The sequence below is a fragment of the Gilliamella sp. W8136 genome (assembly GCF_016101285.1).
Classification (GTDB): Bacteria; Pseudomonadota; Gammaproteobacteria; order Enterobacterales; family Orbaceae; genus Gilliamella; species Gilliamella apicola_N.
In genome coordinates this window covers 34,404-57,653 of the sequence record NZ_JACFQU010000002.1, presented here as the reverse complement: position 1 = coordinate 57,653, position 23,250 = coordinate 34,404, and the positions used below count along the sequence as shown (strand labels likewise).

21 protein-coding genes are annotated in these 23,250 nt (G+C 33.8%); 3 read left to right on the top strand and 18 right to left on the bottom strand.

What is annotated here, in order from left to right; translation table 11 throughout:
* Positions 1-9: 9 nt before the first annotated feature.
* From H3T96_RS01465 to H3T96_RS01390, 16 genes are all read right to left on the bottom strand, one after another.
* Entirely contained in the window at positions 10-918 is a 909-nt protein-coding gene (locus H3T96_RS01465; protein WP_065737699.1) for a D-alanine--D-alanine ligase, read from the bottom strand.
* The gene (murC, locus tag H3T96_RS01460; protein WP_144091821.1) at positions 919-2,367 is read right to left on the bottom strand and encodes a UDP-N-acetylmuramate--L-alanine ligase; all 1,449 of its coding nucleotides are present in this window, start codon (positions 2,365-2,367) and stop codon (positions 919-921) included. It abuts the gene before it with no gap.
* 148 nt (positions 2,368-2,515) lie between these two features.
* Positions 2,516-3,568, bottom strand: a complete 1,053-nt coding sequence (gene murG / locus H3T96_RS01455) for an undecaprenyldiphospho-muramoylpentapeptide beta-N-acetylglucosaminyltransferase (protein WP_144091820.1) — start codon at positions 3,566-3,568, stop codon at positions 2,516-2,518.
* Positions 3,568-4,719: a cell division protein FtsW gene (gene ftsW / locus H3T96_RS01450; protein WP_086326482.1), complete on the bottom strand. Its 1,152-nt coding sequence runs from the start codon at positions 4,717-4,719 to the stop codon at positions 3,568-3,570. The genes murG and ftsW overlap by 1 nt, the downstream gene beginning before the upstream one ends.
* On the bottom strand, positions 4,716-6,050 hold the full coding sequence (gene murD / locus H3T96_RS01445; protein ID WP_086326483.1) for a UDP-N-acetylmuramoyl-L-alanine--D-glutamate ligase: 1,335 nt from the start codon (positions 6,048-6,050) through the stop codon (positions 4,716-4,718). Before murD ends, ftsW begins: the two co-directional genes overlap by 4 nt.
* 21 nt (positions 6,051-6,071) lie before the next feature.
* Positions 6,072-7,154, bottom strand: a complete 1,083-nt coding sequence (gene mraY / locus H3T96_RS01440; RefSeq protein ID WP_065737704.1) for a phospho-N-acetylmuramoyl-pentapeptide-transferase — start codon at positions 7,152-7,154, stop codon at positions 6,072-6,074.
* An 18-nt stretch (positions 7,155-7,172) separates the two neighbouring features.
* On the bottom strand, positions 7,173-8,528 hold the full coding sequence (gene murF, locus H3T96_RS01435) for a UDP-N-acetylmuramoyl-tripeptide--D-alanyl-D-alanine ligase (protein ID WP_086327653.1): 1,356 nt from the start codon (positions 8,526-8,528) through the stop codon (positions 7,173-7,175).
* On the bottom strand, positions 8,525-10,075 hold the full coding sequence (murE, locus tag H3T96_RS01430) for a UDP-N-acetylmuramoyl-L-alanyl-D-glutamate--2,6-diaminopimelate ligase (protein ID WP_198248569.1): 1,551 nt from the start codon (positions 10,073-10,075) through the stop codon (positions 8,525-8,527). Before murE ends, murF begins: the two co-directional genes overlap by 4 nt.
* Before the next feature lie 13 nt (positions 10,076-10,088).
* Positions 10,089-11,867 carry a peptidoglycan glycosyltransferase FtsI gene (gene ftsI, locus H3T96_RS01425; protein ID WP_144091819.1) on the bottom strand — a complete coding sequence of 593 codons (1,779 nt, stop codon included), beginning with the start codon at positions 11,865-11,867 and terminating at the stop codon, positions 10,089-10,091.
* The gene (gene ftsL, locus H3T96_RS01420) at positions 11,867-12,244 is read right to left on the bottom strand and encodes a cell division protein FtsL (RefSeq protein ID WP_144091818.1); all 378 of its coding nucleotides are present in this window, start codon (positions 12,242-12,244) and stop codon (positions 11,867-11,869) included. Before ftsL ends, ftsI begins: the two co-directional genes overlap by 1 nt.
* The gene (gene rsmH, locus H3T96_RS01415; RefSeq protein WP_144091817.1) at positions 12,234-13,172 is read right to left on the bottom strand and encodes a 16S rRNA (cytosine(1402)-N(4))-methyltransferase RsmH; all 939 of its coding nucleotides are present in this window, start codon (positions 13,170-13,172) and stop codon (positions 12,234-12,236) included. Before rsmH ends, ftsL begins: the two co-directional genes overlap by 11 nt.
* 18 nt (positions 13,173-13,190) lie before the next feature.
* Positions 13,191-13,637: a division/cell wall cluster transcriptional repressor MraZ gene (gene mraZ / locus H3T96_RS01410; protein ID WP_065737710.1), complete on the bottom strand. Its 447-nt coding sequence runs from the start codon at positions 13,635-13,637 to the stop codon at positions 13,191-13,193.
* A gap of 411 nt (positions 13,638-14,048) precedes the next feature.
* Positions 14,049-14,747 (bottom strand): 6-phosphogluconolactonase, encoded by a 699-nt coding sequence (pgl, locus tag H3T96_RS01405; protein WP_144091816.1) that lies wholly within the window; start codon positions 14,745-14,747, stop codon positions 14,049-14,051.
* 13 nt (positions 14,748-14,760) lie between these two features.
* Positions 14,761-16,221, bottom strand: a complete 1,461-nt coding sequence (gene zwf, locus H3T96_RS01400) for a glucose-6-phosphate dehydrogenase (RefSeq protein ID WP_144091815.1) — start codon at positions 16,219-16,221, stop codon at positions 14,761-14,763.
* Between the two features lie 182 nt (positions 16,222-16,403).
* Entirely contained in the window at positions 16,404-16,688 is a 285-nt protein-coding gene (rplY, locus tag H3T96_RS01395; RefSeq protein ID WP_039128225.1) for a 50S ribosomal protein L25, read from the bottom strand.
* A 181-nt stretch (positions 16,689-16,869) separates the two neighbouring features.
* Positions 16,870-17,742 (bottom strand): D-hexose-6-phosphate mutarotase, encoded by an 873-nt coding sequence (locus H3T96_RS01390; protein ID WP_144091814.1) that lies wholly within the window; start codon positions 17,740-17,742, stop codon positions 16,870-16,872.
* A 196-nt stretch (positions 17,743-17,938) separates the two neighbouring features.
* On the opposite strand from H3T96_RS01390, the gene hemW reads away from it, so the two are divergent.
* Positions 17,939-19,072, top strand: a complete 1,134-nt coding sequence (gene hemW / locus H3T96_RS01385) for a radical SAM family heme chaperone HemW (protein WP_144091813.1) — start codon at positions 17,939-17,941, stop codon at positions 19,070-19,072.
* 250 nt (positions 19,073-19,322) lie between these two features.
* On the opposite strand, the gene H3T96_RS01380 is transcribed toward hemW, so the two are convergent.
* Both H3T96_RS01380 and H3T96_RS01375 read right to left on the bottom strand, forming a co-directional pair.
* Complete coding sequence (locus H3T96_RS01380; protein WP_065737714.1) at positions 19,323-20,288, bottom strand: sugar kinase; 966 nt, start codon at positions 20,286-20,288, stop codon at positions 19,323-19,325.
* Position 20,289: 1 nt separating this feature from the next.
* Complete coding sequence (locus H3T96_RS01375; RefSeq protein WP_086326901.1) at positions 20,290-21,117, bottom strand: DeoR/GlpR family DNA-binding transcription regulator; 828 nt, start codon at positions 21,115-21,117, stop codon at positions 20,290-20,292.
* A gap of 342 nt (positions 21,118-21,459) precedes the next feature.
* Between H3T96_RS01375 and H3T96_RS01370 the strand changes: the two genes are divergently transcribed.
* Complete coding sequence (locus H3T96_RS01370) at positions 21,460-22,314, top strand: tagatose bisphosphate family class II aldolase (protein WP_086326902.1); 855 nt, start codon at positions 21,460-21,462, stop codon at positions 22,312-22,314.
* An 11-nt stretch (positions 22,315-22,325) separates the two neighbouring features.
* Positions 22,326-23,246 carry a 1-phosphofructokinase gene (pfkB, locus tag H3T96_RS01365; RefSeq protein WP_144091812.1) on the top strand — a complete coding sequence of 307 codons (921 nt, stop codon included), beginning with the start codon at positions 22,326-22,328 and terminating at the stop codon, positions 23,244-23,246.
* The last annotated feature ends 4 nt before the right edge of the window (positions 23,247-23,250 follow it).

The following is a 23,250-nucleotide window of genomic DNA, read 5'->3' as shown; positions in this document are numbered from 1 at the left end:
ATTAGCCAGTTAAACTGCTGCTAGTTGTAATATTTGGCTAACTAGTTGATTAAATGACCAACCATGTTGTTTAGCGGCCATTGGCACTAAGCTATGATCTGTCATGCCCGGAGCAGTATTAACTTCAAGTAAATATGGTTTTTGATTATCATCAAACATAATATCGACTCGCCCCCAACCTCTGCAACCGACAGCTTTATAAGCATCTAAAGCTAATTTACGAATCTCTTGTTCTTTTTCATCGGATAATCCGCTTGGACAAAAGTATTGAGTTGTGTCTGATAAATACTTTGCATCATAATCATAAAATTGGGTAGATGGCTTAATGTAAATTGAAGGTAAAACTTCATCTCCGACAATTGCTACCGTAAATTCTGGCCCTGCTAAAAATGATTCAACCATCACAACACTATCATATTTAAAGGCAACCTCAAGGGCAGCTTTTAATTCTGATGCTTGATTAACCCTAGTCATACCTACACTAGAACCTTCATGACTTGGTTTGACAAATAATGGCAAGCCCAATTGTTTAACAATAGCGTCAATATCAAAAGATTGTGTTTTTTCCACCATTACATAATCAGCAACAGGTAAACCTAATGATTTCCAAACTAATTTAGTTTTTAATTTATCCATCGTTAATGCTGAAGCCAATACGTCACTACCCGTATAAGGAATATTTTGATAAGTCAGTATTGCTTGAACAATACCATCTTCACCACCACGCCCATGCAAAATAACAAAAGCCTTTGTGTATCCTTCTTGTTTTAAATTAGTAATAGAGTGATCTTTAGTATCAACAAGATGTGCATCAATACCATTTGCTAATAGACCATTTAGTACCGCATTACCTGATTTAAGCGATACTTCTCGCTCTGCAGAGGTACCACCATATAATATGGCAACTTTATCAACCATTTATAATTCCTCTTTTGTAAATAATTGAGTATTGGCCAACTGACGTGCTACTCGACCAACACTACCTGCACCTTGTGTCAATAAAAGATCACCACCTTTCAATATTTCTTGCATAATTTCAGGTAATAAATTTAAATCAGACACATAAATTGGATCAACTTTACCTCGATTGCGAATAGTACGACATAATGAACGACTATCAGCACCAGCAATTGGTTGCTCACCAGCAGAATAGACATCTAACATGACAAGTGCATCAACTTGTGATAATACTTGTGCAAAATCATCAAATAAATCTCGAGTACGTGTATATCGATGTGGTTGGAATAACATTACTAATCTACGATCAGGCCAACCATTTCTTGCTGCTTGAATTGTTGCATTAACTTCACTTGGATGATGACCATAATCATCAACCATCATGATATCGCCTCCATCCGAATTAGGGAAAATACCTAATAAATCAAAACGTCGGCTAGTACCTGCAAATTTAGCTAATGCTTTTACAATCGATTCATCATCAATACCATCTTCAGTTGCAGCAATAATAGCGGCCGCTGAATTTAGGGCATTATGTTTTCCTGGTGCATTTAACTCAATTTGTAAATCTTCACGGTCAGGACGACAAACGGTGTAATAACTTACACCTCTTTCCTGACGATAATTTTTAATAACGACATCTGCCTCTTCATTGAATCCATAAGTAATGATTTTACGTCCAACAATCGGCAATAATTCACGATTAATGGGATCGTCATAACACATAACAGCTAAACCATAAAACGGAAGATTACGCAAAAACGAAATAAATGTCTGTTTAAGATTATCAACGCTACCGTTATAAGTATCCATATGGTCAGGCTCTATATTTGTTACTATAGATACCATCGGTTGTAGATGAAGAAATGAGGCATCACTCTCATCTGCTTCTGCAATAAAATATCGGCTACTACCTAATCTTGCATGTGTTCCAGCAGCTTTAACTAAACCACCATTAACAAATGTGGGATCAAGTTTTGCCTCTGCATAAATGGCTGTCACCATTGCTGTTGTTGTGGTTTTACCATGAGTACCAGCGATTGCTATACCATATCGAAAACGCATCAATTCAGCTAACATTTCTGCTCTTTGAATAACAGGTATACGAGCTTCACGAGCTGCGATTACTTCAATATTATCTTGTGAAATGGCTGAAGAAATAACGACAACACTTGAATTAAGAACATTTTCAGCTGCATGCCCAATAACAATTTTTGCACCTAATGTCTCTAAGTGTTGAGTAACCGCATTTTCAGCAATGTCTGAACCACTAATTTGGTACCCTTCATTAGCTAGAACCTCAGCAATGCCACCCATTCCTGCGCCACCAATTCCAACAAAATGGATATGCTTGACACGTTTCATTTGGGGAATAATTGCTCTTAATTCAGCTAATTCCTTAGTATTCACAATTTAACTCCTAATCATTTTATTTAGTGTCTATCGTCAAATCTTTATTGAAAATTGAAATCATAATACTAATTTTTAAATTCAATTAAACATTTATCCCAACACTTTAAATTAACCAAAACCATTACATAACATTATGTAAAAACTATTATTTTACCACTGAACAAATAGTTTCAGCCACTTTTTCTGTAGAATCGACAATAGATAAACTTTTTGCTTTAACGGCCATATCTATTAACTTATCACGATTGAAATTTAATAATAAATTTGATAACGCTTCAACATTAAAATTTGGTTGTTCTATAATGTGCGCCGCACCGACATCAGCTAAGGATTTTGCATTCCAATATTGTTGACGATCTTTATGCATAAATGGAATAAATATTGCGCCAATACCTACAACTTCAATTTCACTCACAGTTAATGCTCCGCTACGACAAATTACGATATCTGCCCAACTGTAAGCTTCGGCTACATCAGAAATGAATTCAGTAACCTTAATCTTTGTCATATCACAATTTTGATAAGATTGAATGACTGAATTCAACATACCTTTACCCGTTTGATGCCATACCTCAAAGGTATCAGATAGTTTTGTTATCACTTGGGGTACTATATCATTAATAACTTTTGCTCCCTGACTGCCTCCCATCACTAATATTCTAATAGGTCCATTTCGATCTTTAAATCTGTCCTCAGGTTTAGCAATAGTTAACAAATCACTTCTTACTGGATTGCCAACTACTTGAGCATTAGGGAATGCTGTTGGAAATGCTTGTAACACTCTTGTTGCAATTTTTGCAAGGTATCTATTTGTTAAACCTGCTATGCCATTTTGTTCATGCAATACCACAGGTATACCAAGAGTTTTAGCCGCTATACCACCTGGACCTGAAACATATCCGCCCATACCTAGAACAACATCAGGACGATAAGTTTTTAAGATTTTTCTAGCTTGTAACACTGCTTTTAAAATTTTATAAGGCGCTTTTAATAATGCCATTCCCCCTTTACCACGTAGTCCTGAAATCTCGATAAAATCAATATCAATACCATTTTCAGGTACAAGGAGTGCTTCCATTCTATCTGCAGTACCTAACCATTTCACTTGCCAACCTTGTTGCATCAAATAATGCGCAACGGCAATACCAGGAAAAACATGGCCACCTGTACCGCCTGCCATAACTAACAATTTCTTCATTACTTTATAATCCTTATTCTTGCTTGCGCCTGTTTTTGTCTAAATTCAAAATCAATTCTCAATAATATTGCTACAGCAATACTCATTACAATAAGACTTGAACCACCATAACTAATAAATGGTAATGTTAATCCTTTAGTTGGTAACATACCTGATGTAACGCCAATGTTGACGAAAGTTTGAAAACCAAACCATATACCTATTTCACAAGCTAAATATCCTGAAAACAAAGAACCATCATTTAACGCTCGGTATCCAATGGCCAATGCTTTAAATGTCAAAAAGAAAAGTAAAATTAATAAAGTAATTACACCAATATAACCAAATTCTTCCGAAATAATTGAAAAAATAAAATCAGTATGACACTCTGGTAAATAACCTAATTTAAGAATTGAATTACCCATTCCTTGACCGGTGATACCGCCACTACCGATTGCCATTAATGATGCAACTAATTGATACCCGGAACCTGTAGCATCTTGCCAAGGGTCAAGAAAAGTTAGTAAACGAGTTAAACGATAAGCCTCAAACAATATCAAGCAAATTACCGCACCTACACCAGTTAGTAAGATAGCAATAAATTGCCATAATTGGGCTCCAGCAATAAATAGTATGCCGATTGTTACCATGAATAATACAATAACTGTCCCTAAATCAGGCTGTTTAAGCAACAAAATAGAAAGAACAGTCATTACGACCATAGGTTTAAAAAATCCCCAAAATCGATTTTGCACTTCATCTGACTTTCTTGATAAATATCCTGCTAAAAAGATAAACAGTGATAATTTAGCTAACTCGGCTGGTTGAAAATTAAAAACACCTAATGGAATCCACCTTGAAGCGCCATTAATTGAAGCACCTATACCTAAAACTACAATTAACATTATAATGGCAACAATTAATAATGCTGATCCAAATTGTTGCCAGCGCTGCATAGGAATATATAAAGTAATAATCATTAATAACAATGAAATTGTTATTTGAATCAATTCACGTTGCGTGTAAAAAAAAGGATCGTTTTCACTAAATGACATTGATGCAGATGTTACCATTATCAAACCAAATACCATTAAACTAATCACAGTCCAAAGTAATGAGTTATCAAATGGTATATTTGGATTAACTTGTTTTCTTATTCCAAAAAGTGTCATTTTTCACTCCTTAGAACATACTGTTTGGCTACATTGGCAAATTGATTTCCTCGTTCAATATAATTTTTAAACTGATCTAAACTCGCACAAGCCGGGGAAAGCAAGACTACATCATTTGATAATACTTTCTGAACAATAATTTGTATAGCTTCTGCCATTGTTTCTGTAACAGTAGTTAAATTAGGCGCTAATTTAGCGAGTAAATCACGGTCTCGACCAAAACAGAAAATTTCGAGATTTTTATTTTGTAAATAAGGAATTAAAGGTGAAAAATCAGCTGATTTACCATCTCCACCTAATAACAAATATAATTTTCCATGACAGACAACACTTTTCAATGCGGCTTCTGTACTACCAACATTTGTTGCTTTAGAATCATTAATCCATTTCACACCGTTTTGCTCTAAAACTAACTCAAAGCGATGCGGTAAACCTTGAAAGTTCATGATTGTAGCTAAGCTGGATTGCCTATCTATATTTAATTTATCAGTAATAGCTAATGCAGCCAAAGCATTAAGATAGTTATGACTACCTGTCAGTTTCATATCTTTAGTTGATAATACGGCGTGATTTTGAGCAATTAAATATTCACATTGTTCATCTAAATGGTAATCACCTTCTTTTAATCCAAATGAAACAGTATAATGATGTTTAGATATTGGAAAGGTTAATTGATCATCATGGTTAATTATGCAATATTTTGCATTATGATAAATTCGTTGTTTAGCCGCTGTATATTGTTTTAGACCTAATGGATAACGATCCATGTGATCTTCGGATATATTTAAAATTGTTGCTACAGTGGCTTTTAGACTGCTTGTTGTTTCTAACTGAAAACTTGAGAGCTCAAGTACATATACGTCACAATCTTGATTCAATAAAGCTAATGCCGGCTGACCAATATTACCCCCAACCCCTACTTTAATACCTGCAGACTTAACAATTTCACCGACTAAAGTCGTCACTGTTGTTTTTCCATTCGCGCCAGTAATCGCGACAATCTTTTTATTATTTTGTAGATTCACTTCACGACAAAATAACTCAATATCACCAATAATCTCAATGCCTTTGTCAGCAGCTTGTTTCAATTCTGGTGTGAATAGCGCAATACCAGGACTGGCAATAATTAAATCAGCAGCTAATAGCCAATCAATTTTTAATTCCCCTAAATGGTAATCAACACGCTCATCTAATTGTTCTAATCCTTGTGGTTGTAGACGCGTATCAATGACTTTGGGAATAACATTTTGAGCAAGGAAATAATCAACACAAGATAAACCTGTGATGCCTAATCCAATAATAACAACATTTTTGCCCTGATAGTTAACCATGATTCAATCCTGATATTTTGATTAGCGTAATTTCAAAGTTAATAAACCAATTACAACTAACATTAATGAGATTATCCAAAAACGCACAATAACTCGAGGCTCTGGCCAACCTTTTAATTCATAGTGATGATGAATAGGTGCCATGCGAAATATTCTTTTTCCCCGTAATTTAAAGGAGCCTACTTGCAATATGACCGATAATGTTTCAATAACAAAAATACCACCCATTATCAGTAATAAAAATTCTTGCCGTAATAACACAGAGATAATGCCAAATACTCCACCTAAAGCTAATGAACCAACATCACCCATAAATACCATGGCAGGATAGGTGTTAAACCATAAGAAACCTAGCCCTGCTCCAATAATAGCGGTACAAATAATCATTAATTCACCACTAAATTTTATATACGGAATATGCAGATAAGCGGCAAAATTGACATTACCTGTCGCCCAAGAAACCAGTGCAAAACCTGCGGCAACAAAAACAGTTGGCATAATCGCAAGTCCGTCAAGACCATCAGTTAAATTAACGGCGTTACCTGCCCCTACAATGACAAAATAAGTAAGTAAAATAAAACATATACCTAATTGTGGCATGACATCTTTAAAAAATGGTACTACGAGCACTGTGACTGAACTATCTTTACCATAAGCATAAAGAACAAACGCTACAATTAAAGCAATAACCGATTGCCAAAAATACTTCCATCTTGCAATCAGTCCTGCGCTATTTTTACGAATTACTTTTAAATAATCATCAGCAAAGCCAACTATTCCATAACCAATTAATACAAATAGTGTTATCCAAACATAAGGATTACGAAGATCAGCCCATAGAAATACCGATAACGAAATAGATGCCAAAATTAAAATCCCACCCATAGTTGGAGTGCCTTTTTTACTTAAATGAGATTCTGGGCCATCATTACGAATGACTTGACCGATTTGTAATTTTTGCAACCAATCAATGACTTTTTGTCCCATAATTAACGAAATGGCTAATGAAGTTAATAAACCTAGAATAGCTCTTACCGTTAAATAAGAGATAACATTAAAAAATGTAAAATATTTAACTAAATATTCTGATAATAAAACCAACATAATTTTTATCCTGACTCACTATTGTTTAAATTGTATTTTTTCGATGAGTTCTTCCATTTTTGCACTACGCGAACCTTTAACAAGCATAGTTAATTTTGGATACTGACGAAGTAAAGTTAGTAAATAACTAACCGCATCTTGTTTATTAGTAAAATGGTGACCTACACCACTAAACTCACTAATACTCTGACTGAGTTTTCCAACACTTACTACACAATCAATTTGCTCTTGTTTAGCTATTTCACCTATTTTTTGATGATATTTTTCTGCTTCGTATCCAAGTTCAGCCATATCACCAACGACAAATACTCGATACCCTTGTTGGCTTGCTAAAACTTTAATCGCAGCAGACATCGATCCAACATTGGCATTATAAGTATCATCTAAAATTAATTGTGTTCCATTTAATTTTATTGGAAATAATCGCCCCTTTACAGGGTTTAAAGTAGATAAACCTTTAACCACTTGTTCAAAATTAGCGCCTACCGAAATAGCTAAAGCTGAAGCTGCAATAGCATTAGTAACATTATGCTGTCCAATTAATGGTAATATAATTTCGCATTCGCCATGAGGGGAATGTAAAATAAATCGAGTATGTTCTGAAATATGAATATTACTAGCATAAAAGTCTGCCGATGAATTATTCAATGAAAAAGTCCAGACAGTTTTATTCGTTAATTGAGTAAACCATTTATCACTGCAACTATCCAAATTAATTATTGCAATACCATTTTTAGGTAACCCTTGAAAAATCTCACCTTTAGCTATTGCCACACCTTCAAGTGAACCAAAACCTTCAAGATGTGCCTCAGAAATATTATTAATTAAAGCTGTTTGAGGTTTAACCATATTGGTTGTATAGGCAATTTCACCGATATGATTAGCGCCTAATTCTATTACAGCAAACTCATCTTGTTGTGTTAACCGAAATAGCGTTAATGGTACACCAATATCATTATTGAAATTACCTTGTGTATAAAGTGTCTGTCCGCAATTTTGTAAAATCGAAGCGGTCATTTCTTTAACTGATGTCTTACCCGAAGAACCAGTAAGCGCTACAATTTTTGCTTTACTTTGTTGACGAATAAATGCAGCTATTTTGCCTAAAGCCTGATGAGTATCGTTTACAATAATTTGTGGTATTTCATGATCAATTTTATGATTAACAATCACCGCTATAGCGCCATTTTTTATCGCTTGCTCGGCAAATTCATGTCCATCAAAATTATCACCAATAAGCGCTATAAATAGTGATTTATTAGAAATTTTTCGCGAATCGGTACTAATAGCTTCAACTACCCAATTTTCATTATCAATATGATAAGATTTTCCATTTATCAGTTGCTTAATTTTTTCAATACTTAATGGGATCATAATTGACTCTCAATTCCTAAAAGCTGTCTGACTGTTTCCTGATCTGAATAGTGATATTTTGTTTTGCCAATAATTTGATAATCCTCATGGCCTTTTCCTGAAATTAATATCACATCACTTGGCTTTGCTTGTGCAAGTGTTTGTGTAATAGCTTGCGCTCTATCTGTGATCACTTGTATCTCTTTATTATTATGGAAACCTTGCTGTATATCATGAATAATATTCATTTCATCTTCTGTACGAGGATTGTCATTAGTTAATACTACTTTGTCAGCAAATTGCTCAGCTATTTCAGCCATTAAAGGTCTTTTGCCTGTATCTCTATCTCCACCACAACCAAAAACTACCCATAAAGATCCTTTACAATGAATTCGACTTGCTTGTAACGCTTTTTGTAATGCATCAGGCGTATGGGCATAATCAACAATGACTGTTGGATTATTGTTTGAATGTATGACTTCCATTCGTCCACAAATTGGTTTAAGAAAAGATGCCATATTAATTACAGCAAAAAATGGATAATCAAGCGTTAATAATGTTGCTATAGCTAACAATATGTTAGACACATTGAATTCACCTAATAATCGACTGTTGATAATGGCATTACCCCAAGTAGACTCCATATGAATTTTGGCACCTTTATCATGATATTCAATCATAGATACGCCAACATAAGGAGTATTTAACGCTTTTAATCGTCTTAAAGATTTAGGTTGACAAGATACAGCCGTCACTTGTGACAGCTTTTCAATCCAACGTTTACCATATTTGTCATCATAGTTAATAATTGACTTACCCGAGTTTGAAACGTGTTTTTCTTTTTCATCAGGATTAAATAACGACCACTTTGCTTTAGCATATTTACTCATGGTTTTATGGTAATCAAGATGATCACGACTTAAATTAGTAAATACCGTTGCAGCACAATTTAAGCCTTTTACTCGATTCATCGCAAGTCCATGAGATGAGATCTCCATCGCCACAACTTTAACATGTTTTTTCACAAAATCAGCTAATAATGATTGAACATCTATAGCGGATGCCGTTGTATTAATTGATGGTTCTAGATGATTATAAATTCCGTTTCCAATAGTACCTAATATAGCTGTTTTATCATTAAGCAATGTTGTACATTGAGCAATAAGTTGCGTAATCGTAGTTTTTCCATTCGTACCTGTTACGCCAATAACCGATAATTTTTTTGATGGAGAATGATAAAAATCATTTGCAATAACAGATAAGCGCTGTGAAAGTTGAAAAACACTGATTTGTGGTATAACTGATTGATCATCTTTTTTCAAATAATCAATTTTTAAATCATTCGATTTTCTATGGCTTTCAATTAAAATAACAACAGCGCCCGCTGAAATAGCTTCAGAAATAAATTTTCGCCCATCAACTGAATAACCTTTAATAGCAACAAATACATCATTTTCTTTCACTTTGCGACTATCAATTCGCAAATTATTAAGCGGGAAATCTTTTAATTTTAGAATTTCATCCCCCCCTAATAATTTAAATAATGTTTTAAATGTGCTTGTAGCCACCTTTTACCACCTATTAATAAATAATCGTTTGACCGTCTACTTGCCGATCTGGTTTAACATTCATAGTTCTAAGTACTCCCCCCATAATACGGCTAAAAACTGGTGCGGAAACAGAACCTCCGTAATATTGACCAGCTTTCGGATTATCAATAATTACGACCAACGAATATTTTGGCCTTGTTGCTGGTGCAATCCCTGCTGTGTACGCCAAATATTGATTGACATAGCGCCCACTTGATAATTTTTTAGCAGTACCGGTTTTAACCCCGACACTATAACCAGGCACTGATGCTTTTGCCCCACCACCTGAAACAGCTACAGCTTCCATTAATTGAACAACTATTTTCGCTATTTTTTCTGGTACAACTCGCTGACCTTCGATAGGTTCGTTAACTTTTAAAATAGAAACAGGTCGATAAATTCCATAACTACCAATCGTTGCATAGGCTCTTGCTAATTGTAGCGGTGTCACTCTTAATCCATATCCAAATGCAAATGTTGCTCTTTCAATATCAGCCCATTTTCTGGTTCTATCTGCAGCTATTGATCCATTGACTTCCCCACCTAGTCCGAGTCCTGTTGGCTGTCCTAAACCGAAACGACTATAATACTCAACAAGTTCGCCAGATTGCATTTGCAAAGCCAATTTACTCACACCTACGTTACTCGATTTTTCCAAAATACCTGCTAAATTTAATGATTTTTGATATGACACATCTTTAATCTCGTAACGATTTACTAAAAAAGGTCTAGTATCAATAACAGTATTCAAATCTGCGATTTTCTTCTCTAACGCAGCCATTACAACCAAAGGTTTTACTGTAGAACCAGGTTCAAATGCATCCGTTACAGCACGATTACGTAGCAAATTATAATCAATTGATGATCGATTATTAGGATTATAAGATGGGCTAGTTGCCATTGCTAAAATCTCACCGGTATGCACATCAATTAAAACGGCAGTACCGCTATCCGCTTTATTAAATGCAACAGCCTGACTAAGCTCGCTATAAACTAATGATTGTAACCGTTCATCAATACTTAATATTAAATCTTCAGCTGTTTCACTCTCTGTTCGTTCTATTTCTTCAATGACGCGTCCTACTCGATCACGTCTAATAACTCTTTGTCCTGATTCACCCGTTAACCATTTATTAAAACTTTTCTCGATACCCTCAGCACCTTTTTCTGTACCATTTTCATCAATATCCGTTAAACCAATAAGCTGAGCAATGTTCTCTGCTGCTGGATAGTAGCGTTTTGACGTTTTTGCAAAGGAAATCCCTGGCAATTTTAACTGTTTTAAATAATTCGAGATTGTCGGTGTTATTTGTTTAGATAAATAAACAAAACGCATAGACGGATTACTCAGTTTTTGCTCAAGCGTTGACATTGGAATATTCAGAGTTTTTGCTAACCCTTGCCACCTTATATCATCAGCTTTTACACCGCCTTTTTGTACAACAATTTTTGGATCAGCCCACACATCGAACATTGGTACACTCACAGCTAAGGCTCGCCCATTACGATCAGTAATCATAGCTCTTGGCGCATCCATTTCTTGGTGTCGAATTGATCGTTTATTACCTTCTGCAATAAGTTTATCAGGTTCTATGATCTGCAAAATTGCCATTCGGATAATCAAACAAACAATAGCAAAGATGATAAAACCATATACAACATAAAAACGATTAGGTGTAAAAAACTGTTTTTTGTTATTCAGTTTATTTACTTTAGTAGTCTTTAAAACCTTTTTAGATTTATCTTTATTATTTTTTTTTACAGGTTTCATTATTTACTCTTTATCACAATAACGGTTTCATTTTCTGATGTCACATAAGACATACCTAATTGATTTTTTGCTCTATATTCAACACGTTTCGGATCTGCAAGTACATTTTCTTCGATGACTAAATTACGCCATTCGCTCTCTAAAACATCCTGTTCTAATAAAAGTTGTTCACGTTCAAATAGCTGTTTACGAACCTGTTGAGTTGTGATTAATACAGCACCAGCCGACAAAATTATAAGAACTAGTAATAGTAATGAAAATTTTTGATTCTTAATCAGATCACCAATAATTAGACCAAATAGACTCTTTCTTGGCCTTTTTTGGCTATCGATTTCAGCATATAAGTTATCAAAATCATTACTTTGATTACGATTCATTTTTCCTTTCAGCTACCCTTAATATTGCACTTCGTGAACGAGGGTTGTGGTTAATCTCATCAGCACTTGGTTTAACTTTACCGAGTGTTTTTAATTTAGCCCCACCATATTGTTTAATTTGTTGTTCTGTTAGTGGTAATCCAGCAGGAAGTTCTGGTCCTTTGCTATTTTTACTAATAAATTGTTTAACTATTCTATCTTCCAAAGAATGAAAACTAATTATTGCCAATCTACCTTTATCGGCCAGTACTGACAAACTACTATTTAATGCCTGTTCAACTTCTTCCAATTCACTATTGATATAAATACGAATCGCTTGAAAACTCCGAGTTGCAGGATGCTTATATTTATCTTTTTTAGGTGTGGCTTGTTCAATTAAATTCGCCAATTCTAAGGTTCGAGTTATTGGCGCAAGTCTATTTTGTTCAACTATTGCCCGAGCAATACGTTTAGCAAATTTTTCTTCGCCAAATGTTTTTAGCACCCAAGCAATATCAGCTTCATTGCTAGTTAATAACCACTCACTTGCAGTCATACCTTTATGACTATTCATCCGCATATCAAGAGGACCATCACGCATAAATGAAAATCCCCTTTGAGGATCATCTAATTGTGGTGATGAGACACCAAGATCTAATAAAAAACCATCAACTTTACCGAGTAATCCTAAATTATCAATATATTGATAAACATGAGAAAATTCTCCACGAATAAAGGTAAATCTAGGATCTTTTATTTCAGCTGCGGCTTGTTGTGCTAACGCGTCACGATCAATAGCAATTAACTTTCCTTGCTCTCCAAGTTGTTCTAGTATCAGACGAGAATGCCCACCTCGACCGAAAGTCCCATCAACATAAATGCCGTTTTTTTTTATATTCAATGCTGTTACGGCTTCATTTAATAAAACTGTAGTATGTTGATAGCTCATTAATTTTTTTACTCTTTGTTAAATAGTTAAACTTTTCAAATTATCTGATAAATTTGCAATATCGGTTGATAATGCTGCAATATCATCACTAATTTGTTGATACCATATTACTTCATCCCAAATCTCGAATTTATTAGATTGTCCAACAAACATGATATGTTTTTCTAGTTTGGCATATGTGCGTAACGTTGGCGGTAACAAAATTCTGCCTGAATTATCCATTGGACACTCAATTGCATAACCTAATAATAATCGTTTAACTCTACGTTCAGCCTCAACCACAGTGGAAAGTGTCGAAAGTTGTTGCTCAATTCTTTTCCATTCAGACATGGAATAAAGAGTAAGACAAGGATGATATAATCCAATAGTACAAACCATACCTTCAGACAAAAATTCACGGTAGCGAGTAGGAATAGCCATCCGCCCTTTACTATCTAAAGTGACTGAAGTTGCACCGCTGAACATAAAAGCACCGTTAGTTATAAATTTTTAGTATTTTTTATTTGTTAATAATCAATTATTTAAATAATTATGGCTTTCTTGCCACTTAACCCCACTTTTTACCACAAAAGTCACAAAATTAATAGGCATTTAATTAATTAATTTCTCATTGTTTAACAATACAGTTCTATTTTATTTTTTAAGAATAAACTAAAAATCACCAACGTTTTTATTTTAAATAATAACAAAGTGTTAAAGATAATATTCGAATGATTATGCTACTTTTGAGTATAAAAACCACACAAACTGATTAACAATATGGGGCTAAGTGAGTAGAAATATTTGCTTTAGTAATGATAAGAATTAACAAAATATTACAAAGGATTAATTTTTCTGAAAATAATTAGCCGACATTTGTCGGCTAATATATGTAATTTAGGAAGCTGACCAAAATCCAGTTACTTTAACTTTATTTTGCTGCAAAATGGCTCGAATTGGCATTTCATTAACGTCATCACCATTTTCTGCTTGCTCTAATACAGCCATTTTACTTTCTCCAACTAAATGCAAATAGATATTTGTACTATTCAAAATAGTTGGTAAAGTCAAGGTAATACGATCAAGAGGAGCGGTCAACGGCGTCATGCCAACAACCTTACGGCCTGATTTCATATCTAAGCCCGCTTGCAAATTAGCTGCTCCAGGGAATAATGAAGCTGTATGACCATCTTCTCCCATACCTAAAATGACCACATCAAATGGCATTGGTACTTTATCTAAAATTTTGTCAGTAAGTTCTGCTCCATCAAATGGATTGTCATAACTATTTTTTAGTCCTATAAAATTAGCTAATTTTGCTTTATTTTGTAACAAGTATGTCATTACTAATTTTTCATTACTAGCATCATCAGTATCATCAACCCATCTATCATCAACTAATGTGATAAAAACTCGATTCCATTCTAGATCTTGTTGACTTAGTAAGGTAAATAATGGAATAGGTGTTTTACCTCCAGAAACAGCAATAGAAGCATGACCTTTTTTTTCAATTGCTAGTTTTAAAGCATTAACAATATGTGAGGTTAAATCTTTAATCAACAACTGACTATTTTCATATTTGTTTAACGTAAACATATTTAATTTTCCTTTATTCAAATTCATGCCATGAATACCCATCTTTAGTGATTAAGGCAACCGATGCAACCGGACCCCATGTACCTGCCTGATAAGTTTTTGGTGACTCTTTGTCTGATTCCCAAGCGTTAATAATCGAATCAACCCATTTCCATGCGGCTTCGACTTCATCACGATGGACGAATAGAGCTTGTCTTCCTCGCATAACCTCAAGTAATAATCGTTCATAAGCATCAGCACGATGTTGATGAAAAGCCTCATTAAAACTGAGATCAAGCTTAGTTGTTTGTAACGTATGCGTACTATCTAATCCTGGGACTTTATTTAAAATTTCAATATCCATTCCCTCATCCGGTTGCAACCGAATGGTTAATTTATTTTGTGGTAACTCTGGATAAGATTCATTAAATAAATTAAGTGGTAATGGTTTAAAATAAACAACGACTTCGGAGCATTTGCTTGGTAAACGTTTACCTGTTCGCAAATAAAAAGGTACTCCAGCCCAGCGCCAGTTATCGATATCAACACGAATGGCTACAAATGTTTCGGTATTACTCTCTTTATTTGCTCCATCTTCTTCTAAATAACCAGGGACATTAATACCATTTACAAATCCTGCAGTATATTGACCCCGTACAACTTTCTCACGAATATTCGTTTTATTTATTGGTCTAAGTGCATCAAGTACTGCTATTTTTTCATTACGTAAGCTATTATCTTCTAGGTTAGCAGGAGGCGACATAGCAATCATAGTTAAAATTTGTAATAAATGATTTTGCACCATATCACGCATTTGGCCAGCTTTATCAAAATATCCCCATCGACCCTCAATACCAACTTGTTCGGCTACCGTTATTTCCACATGATCGATCGAATTTCTATCCCAAAATGAGGCAAACAGTGGATTAGCAAAACGTAATGCTAATAGATTTAGAACGGATTCTTTACCTAAATAATGGTCAATACGATACACTTGTGATTCACTGAAATATTTTGCCACTGAATCATTGATTTCACGCGATGATTGTAAATCAGTACCCAGCGGTTTTTCCATGACGATTCGATTCTGATCTTGATTTAATCCAGCTTCAGCTAGACCTTGGCAAATAGTACCAAAAGCCCCTGGATGCATCGCAAAATAAAAAATAGTTGGTCGAGTTTGATCAAGCTCATTTTTGAGTGCATTAAAACCTGAAATATTATTAACATCCAATTTATGGAAGTTAAGCCTTTGGCTAAATCTTTGCCAAATATTTTCATCCAATGGTTCTGACATAAAAGTGGTTAATGCATCTTTCGCAACTTCAACATAAGCGGCATGATCCCAATCTGCACGTCCGACACCTAAAATTTTGGTTTGTGTTGGCAATTTTCCATATTTTTCTAATTGATATAAAGACGGTAATAATTTGCGTCTTGTCAAATCCCCTTTAGCACCGAAAATAACTAAATTGCAAGCTGGGATATCAGACATGGTTCTCTCCTAAGGTGGTAGAATATACTTTATTCTATTCTGTTGTATTACCTATGTATACCTAGTTAATGGGGTAAATCATAATAATAGGCATTTGCCTTATTTTTTCTAAAATAAAAGGTCACCATGTAGGTGACCTTTATCTTAAATCTTTGATTGGATAATATCCAATTAAAATATAATTATACGCGAACAAAATCCATATGAACTAGTTTTGGCTTGAACGGGTGACGTTGTACCGCCTGCACTTTCGCTTTAACGGCTTTACCGTCAACTTCAATAGTTAAAACTTCAGAATAAAATTCTGGTTTTTCTTGCATATTGAAGACTTGGTTGTGATCAAGCACAACAGAGATTGCAGGTTCAGTTCCACCATAAATAATAGCTGGGAATTTACCAGCGTGACGCAGGCGGCGGCTCGCACCCTTACCATGCTCTTTTCTAACTTCTGCTTTAAGTTTAAACATTTTCATTTCTCTTAATTATTTTAAAATAAAAACCAATTACAGGCGACCCAGTAGTTGGCTATAAAATAGGTGCTTTAAAAAGCGCTAGCGATTATAAAGTTTAATCCGATTAAACGCAATCAAATAATACTATCGACTTTGTATCATATTGATTGCGTGTACAACTATAATCAAAAAATAATTAAATCAATTCTATCTTGAAACCATAAGTTGATTGTTCATTTAGTGACAATTTTAACGGTTTATTGATGCGTCCTGCTTCAACGCAAACCATAGATTGATATTCATCATCACCAAAATCAGCCATTGCTTTAGCTTTATCTATCCATGGATTCCAAGTAACTACATCACTTGCATTAGTAGTGGTAAGCTTAATAGTTCGAACATTATCATTAATAGTCATTTCAGTATTGGCATTTGTATAAATACGATCAACTTCTTGATTAAAAGTCATTTGACCAACAGTAACTGGTTTATTTTCAACAGTAAGTCGGTCTTGATAAGTATCACCTAATCCACTAACAACAACATGACTAATATTGTCAATGCCAAAATAAGTATGCAGCGCACTGGTTGCTTCAAAGTCGCCTGAGCAGCTCAAAGTCACCTCGCAAGTTTTACCTAAATGGATCTTTAAAGATACATTAAACGGTTTGTCAAAATAAGGTTTTGTTTGTTGATTATTAGAGAGTACCAATGCAATATCGACACCGTTATCATCTTCGTTACATGAGTCTAAAGTCCATTCAACAATACGAGCAAAGCCATGAGAAGGTGTTCCTAAAGGTCCAAACCAAGGCCAACAAACTGGCACACCGCCACGAATTGCAGTACCTTTTTCAAATTTTGATTGTTTACTTAACCAAATAACAGGTGTCTGCTCAGTTGAAGGTTGCCAGAATAATAAATGTGCACCTTGCAAACTAACAGCAGCATAGCAACTTTTATGCTGAATAACTAAAATAGGTAATTCACCAAATTTTGTCTGTTTTACAGATGAGCTTAATAATTTTGATTCTGTAGTACTATCTAAAATTTGTTTATAAATATTCATATTGACTCCTATATTTAACTTGATCGACGATCAATGTCTAAAAATTAATTTAAATACTGGTATTGATTTTACGCTTTTTGAGCGCATTATAAAAACGATATAACGTAAATAAGCTTTTTTTAGTTAATTAGAGTAATATACCCCGCACTCATTAAATCATCATTTATTATTTGTCAAAAAGTTTCAGGAAATGTATATGTTTCAGTATAAAATCCCAATAAGCCTATATATTCATATGCCATGGTGTGTGCAAAAATGTCCTTATTGTGATTTTAATTCACATACTGTGAAAAAAATCCCTGATTATGAAGCATATATTGATAATTTGATTAAAGATCTGCAACAAGATGTTGTTCTGTGCTCTGATCGTTCAATTCACTCAATTTTCATTGGTGGCGGTACACCAAGCCTGTTTTCTGCTGAACTAATTGCTAAACTTTTGACAAAGGTTAACCAAATCATTCCGATAAACAAGGATGCAGAAATCACAATTGAAGCTAACCCCAATTCTGTTGATGTGGATAGATTTAATGGTTATCAACAAGCAGGAATTAATCGAATTTCAATTGGTGTTCAAAGTTTTCAAGCCAATAAACTTAAAAACTTAGGGCGTATACATAATCCAGAGGAAGCCATAAATGCAGGTACCCTTGCTCATAACCTAAATTTACATAGCTTTAATTTAGATTTAATGCACGGTTTACCTAATCAAAGTGTGGATGATGCTTTATATGATTTGAAACAAGCAATTGAGATTGCTCCTCCCCATTTATCATGGTATCAATTAACGATAGAGCCCAATACATTATTTGGTTCTAAACCACCTGTATTACCAGATGACGATAATCTATGGGAAATTTATCAACAAGGTCACCAATTGTTAACAGATCATGGATACCAACAATATGAAACTTCAGCTTATGCTAAACCAGATTTTCAATGTCAACATAATTTAAATTATTGGCGTTTCGGCGATTATTTAGGTATTGGTTGTGGAGCTCATGGCAAGATTACGCGATCGAATGGTGAGATTATTCGTACAATAAAAACACGTCATCCTAGAGGTTATTTGGAAGGACGTTATTTAGATAGATCTTATATTGTTGCAAAAGAAGAATTACCATTTGAATTTTTTATGAATCGTTTTCGGTTATTTGAAATTGTACCTAAACATGAATTTGAGCAACGAACTTTTTTACCTATACAGACTGTAAACAAACAAATTAATTTTGCTATTGAACAGAATTATTTAATTGAAAATGAACTGGGTTGGCAACTAACTGAACGAGGTAAACTATTTTTAAATTCGTTATTAGAAATATTTTTATGAATAATTATTTAATAAATTTGAATTTATTAGAAAGCCTTTTGTGTTTTACATTTAATTAACAATATAAATACTAACCATTTAATTAATAATTTAGTTATTTTTACATACATTTTTGGAAAAAAAGTGCATACTAACGTTCGACAATGCATTTATTTCATTGTTTTCCTATTCCTTATGTTTTCCCAATAACTTTGTTATTGGGATTTTTTTTACCTAAATTTTTTTTTGAATAATAATACAATACTTTCATTTATTGCTCATATTTAGCTATAAATTGTTTTAATTCAGCAAATGTAGAAGTTCCTTCCATTGGGCCTGTTTTCGATACCGCTAACGCACCACTTGCATTAGCATATTGCAATGCCTGCTCAACTGAATACCCTGCCAACATCAGACTGATAAATGTCGCACCAAAACAATCCCCCGCTCCAGTTGGATCAACCGGTGTTGTAATAAAGCCGTCAACATGCAATGTTAATAAATTATTGTTATCGTCTCGACCATAATAATTAGCACCTTTACTACCTTTTTTTACCACAATGTGTTTAATACCCTTATTGAGCAATGCAAACATTGTTTGATCTTCACTTTCATCGTTACTACTAGCGAAATAACTGACTTCACTCTCACTTGGTAAAAATATATCAGTATATTCCATAATATAGTCAAAAGATTGCTCCATCTCTTGAATATTAAACATCTCCTTGCGTAAATTAGGATCGAATGAAATTGTACCACCCTTACTTTTAATGATGTCAAGTGCCTTACGCATCGCATCAATTGCCCGAAAAGAATATAGTGATGAGCCCATAACATGTAAATGATTACAGTCTTTTAATAAGTTCTCATTGATATGATTGAACGAAAGTAAGCCGCACGCACTATTAGGAATATTGAAAATAAAGTCTCTATCATTTGAACCTTTATAAGTTACAAAAGCACTACCGGTATTCGCCTTATTATGAGTAGTAATACCATCAATAATAACCCCATCTTGCTTAAGTCGCTTAATACACATATTGCCAAAGGGATCTTTACCTATACAGCTAAAAAAAATGACAGGAAAACCTAATTTTGCTACTTGATCGGCAAATATTGCAGGTGCGCCACTTGGGAAAGGTCCAATAAATTCACCAGTTTGATCAAAACGTTGATTTTGCTTTTTTGCTAAAAACTCAACAAGTAATTCTCCAATAGTACAAATTTTAAATTGCATATTAAGTTACCTTTGAATTGTGATAAGTTATGCAGTATTTGTTTATAGCACGTTGCTTAAAATCTGAATCTATTAATTGTTGATGATATTCAGTAACAGCTGCTTTTGATAATATTACGACATCCATATGTTTCAATTTTCCAATACTATAGTTATCAGGTAATAAAAATCGTTGAGGCAAAACACCGATGGTGTGATCAGCATTTTTAAATATCTGTTGATACGTATTTTGTTGTTCACTATTTTCTATAATCAAATGATTATTATCATTAATAGCTGCTAGTTCAAAAATGAAATGCGAAATATGAAATTGATTAAGGATAGGAGTTAATGTATTACTATTTTGAAGAGTATTTCCATCTTGTAAAACACCTCCAACAAGAATAACTTCTGCATCAGAAAATTCTTTAACTAATTGAGCATTATTAATGTCATTCATAATCAATCTTAATGACTTTTTGTTATGCAAAAAAGGAATAAGTTTTCGAATCAAATTGCCATGACTTAAAAAAAGAGTATCGCCATCATTAATATAGTTTAAACAATTTTTTACTAAATCTATTTCACCTCTTTCCATACCTATATTAGTGTAATTTAGTGGTTCAATAGTTGTATGATTAATCAAATTCTCAGGTGAAATATAAATCGCTCCCCCAAAAGAACGTTTTAGATATCCTTGTTGTTCCAAATAAGTTAAATCTTGTCGAATCGTAACATTCGAGACTCGAAGCATGTCAGATAACTTATCCACTTTTACTTCACCTTGTTTGCGTACGATTTCGGCAATATCTAATCGTCGTTTTAGTAGGGCTGAAGACGCTCTAGCCAAATTTTACTTCCTATATAACTGATAATTATTAAAACAAAGATAATAAAATTTATCATACTAGTGGTCAATATCAATTGATCGAATAATTACTTAATTCTTTAAAAAAATCAAGAATAATTATATTGTTCTTACAACCTAATCTAGGTAATAAATAGTTAACCGCCAAAACTAAATTTTGGCAACAAATTTATTATTTTTTGAATATTAAAATCCATTTTTGTGATCTTCCTCACGCGATTAACACTAGCACAACTTTCGTTTTGTAAGCATAATTTTAAATTATAAGTTTCGAATTGAAAGTTATAATTTTTTACAATTTTTAGAAATTTAAGGAGAAAACACATGTCTATCATTTCCAGTCATAACATGTTAAAAAAAGCACAAAAAGAACATTATGCTGTTCCTGCCTTTAATATCCATAATTTAGAAACGATACAAGTTGTTGTTGAAACAGTTTCTGAATTACAGTCTCCAGTTATCTTAGCTGGAACACCCGGTACCTATAGTTATGCTGGTACGGAAAATATCATCGCCATTGCTGAAGAGTTATCGAAAAAACACAACATTCCTTTAGCTGTGCATCTAGATCACCATGAAGAATATAACGATATCGCTTACAAAATTAACGCTGGCATAAGATCGGTAATGATCGATGGTTCACATTTTCCATATGAAGAGAATATTGCCATCGTAAAACAAGTTGTTGAATATGCTCACCGTTATGATGTCAGTGTTGAAGCAGAACTAGGACGCCTTGGCGGAATAGAAGATGATCTCATGGTCGATGCTAAAGATGCCTTATATACAAATCCCAAACAAGCGGTAGATTTTATTGAAAAGACAGGTATTGATTCACTTGCAATTGCAATAGGCACAGCTCATGGGCTTTATAAATCTGAACCAAAACTTGACTTTGAGCGTTTATCAGAGATCCGTTCTATGGTAGATATTCCACTGGTACTACATGGCGCTTCAGGTGTTCCTGATAAAGATGTTCGTGAATGTATTAAACGGGGTATATGTAAAGTCAATGTAGCAACAGAATTGAAAATAGCTTTTTCTGATGCATTAAAAGAATATTTTATTGAGCATCCAGATGCTAATGATCCTCGTCATTATATGAAACCCGCAAAAGCGGCAATGAAAGAGATTGTTAAAAAAATTATCACTACTTGTGGATGTGCAGGTAAATTGTAGAGGCCAATATAATGATCTATACATTAACACTTAATACTGCGATTGATATGAATATACATTGCCAAGGATTAATTCCATATTCTGTCAATCGTACATCACATACTGAATACAGTCCAAATGGCAAAGCAGTCAATGTTTCAATAGTGTTGCATAAATTTAACAAACCAACGTGTGCATTAGGATTTTTTGGAGGATTTACCGGTAAATATATCGTTGAAGAATTAACTAAGATGCAAATTCAAACAATGCCTTGCTTTATTGACGATATCACACGTATTAATGTTTTTATTAATGATGGACAGAAAGAATATAAATTAGTTGGTAAAGGCCCCTTTGTTCCAGATAACAAAAAGGCAGAAATGCTAAATATTATCTGTAATCTTGAAAAAAATAGTTATTTGGTCATTAGTGGTAGTTTACCAAATAATATTGAATCTGATTATTACCAATCTATCATAGAGTTATGTCATAAACAGAATATACAAGTTATTTTAGACATCAGCCATCCAAAATTAAAACAATTACTCACTTATCATCCTTTGTTAATTAAACCAAATGATGATGAATTAAATGATATTTTTGGATTAAAAACCCAAACAATTGAACAAGTCATTACAGCTATAGAAACAGTGCACTCATTCGGTGCTCAAAATATTTTATTAACGATGGGATCTAAAGGTCTCTATTTTTCAAATAGGCAACACATTTGGTTTTGCAATGCCGTTACAATCAAATTGGTTAGCTCTGCTTGTGCGGGTGATGCATCACTGGCAGCTTTTTTAAGCGAGTGGTTACCAGAACAAGGAAATATTGAGAATGCAATGAAAAAGGCTTCCGCAACGGGCGCTAATGTTGCCGAATCAGATGGCTTAGGTTTACTTGATAAAATCAACGTCTATATGGACAAACTAGCAGTAACCAAAATTAAATAAAAGG

Bases quoted from the DNA above. Each gene is read 5' to 3' on its own strand.
- H3T96_RS01465 (WP_065737699.1), bottom strand. From the start codon at position 918: ATGGTTGATAAAGTTGCCATATTATATGGTGGTACCTCTGCAGAGCGA.
- murG (WP_144091820.1), bottom strand. From the start codon at position 3,568: ATGAAGAAATTGTTAGTTATGGCAGGCGGTACAGGTGGCCATGTTTTT.
- ftsW (WP_086326482.1), bottom strand. From the start codon at position 4,719: ATGACACTTTTTGGAATAAGAAAACAAGTTAATCCAAATATACCATTT.
- murD (WP_086326483.1), bottom strand. From the start codon at position 6,050: ATGGTTAACTATCAGGGCAAAAATGTTGTTATTATTGGATTAGGCATC.
- mraY (WP_065737704.1), bottom strand. From the start codon at position 7,154: ATGTTGGTTTTATTATCAGAATATTTAGTTAAATATTTTACATTTTTT.
- murF (WP_086327653.1), bottom strand. From the start codon at position 8,528: ATGATCCCATTAAGTATTGAAAAAATTAAGCAACTGATAAATGGAAAA.
- ftsI (WP_144091819.1), bottom strand. From the start codon at position 11,867: ATGAAACCTGTAAAAAAAAATAATAAAGATAAATCTAAAAAGGTTTTA.
- ftsL (WP_144091818.1), bottom strand. From the start codon at position 12,244: ATGAATCGTAATCAAAGTAATGATTTTGATAACTTATATGCTGAAATC.
- rsmH (WP_144091817.1), bottom strand. From the start codon at position 13,172: ATGAGCTATCAACATACTACAGTTTTATTAAATGAAGCCGTAACAGCA.
- mraZ (WP_065737710.1), bottom strand. From the start codon at position 13,637: ATGTTCAGCGGTGCAACTTCAGTCACTTTAGATAGTAAAGGGCGGATG.
- pgl (WP_144091816.1), bottom strand. From the start codon at position 14,747: ATGTTTACGTTAAACAAATATGAAAATAGTCAGTTGTTGATTAAAGAT.
- zwf (WP_144091815.1), bottom strand. From the start codon at position 16,221: ATGTCTGATATCCCAGCTTGCAATTTAGTTATTTTCGGTGCTAAAGGG.
- rplY (WP_039128225.1), bottom strand. From the start codon at position 16,688: ATGTTTAAACTTAAAGCAGAAGTTAGAAAAGAGCATGGTAAGGGTGCG.
- H3T96_RS01390 (WP_144091814.1), bottom strand. From the start codon at position 17,742: ATGAATATTTATAAACAAATTTTAGATAGTACTACAGAATCAAAATTA.
- hemW (WP_144091813.1), top strand. From the start codon at position 17,939: ATGTTTCAGTATAAAATCCCAATAAGCCTATATATTCATATGCCATGG.
- H3T96_RS01380 (WP_065737714.1), bottom strand. From the start codon at position 20,288: ATGCAATTTAAAATTTGTACTATTGGAGAATTACTTGTTGAGTTTTTA.
- H3T96_RS01370 (WP_086326902.1), top strand. From the start codon at position 21,460: ATGTCTATCATTTCCAGTCATAACATGTTAAAAAAAGCACAAAAAGAA.
- pfkB (WP_144091812.1), top strand. From the start codon at position 22,326: ATGATCTATACATTAACACTTAATACTGCGATTGATATGAATATACAT.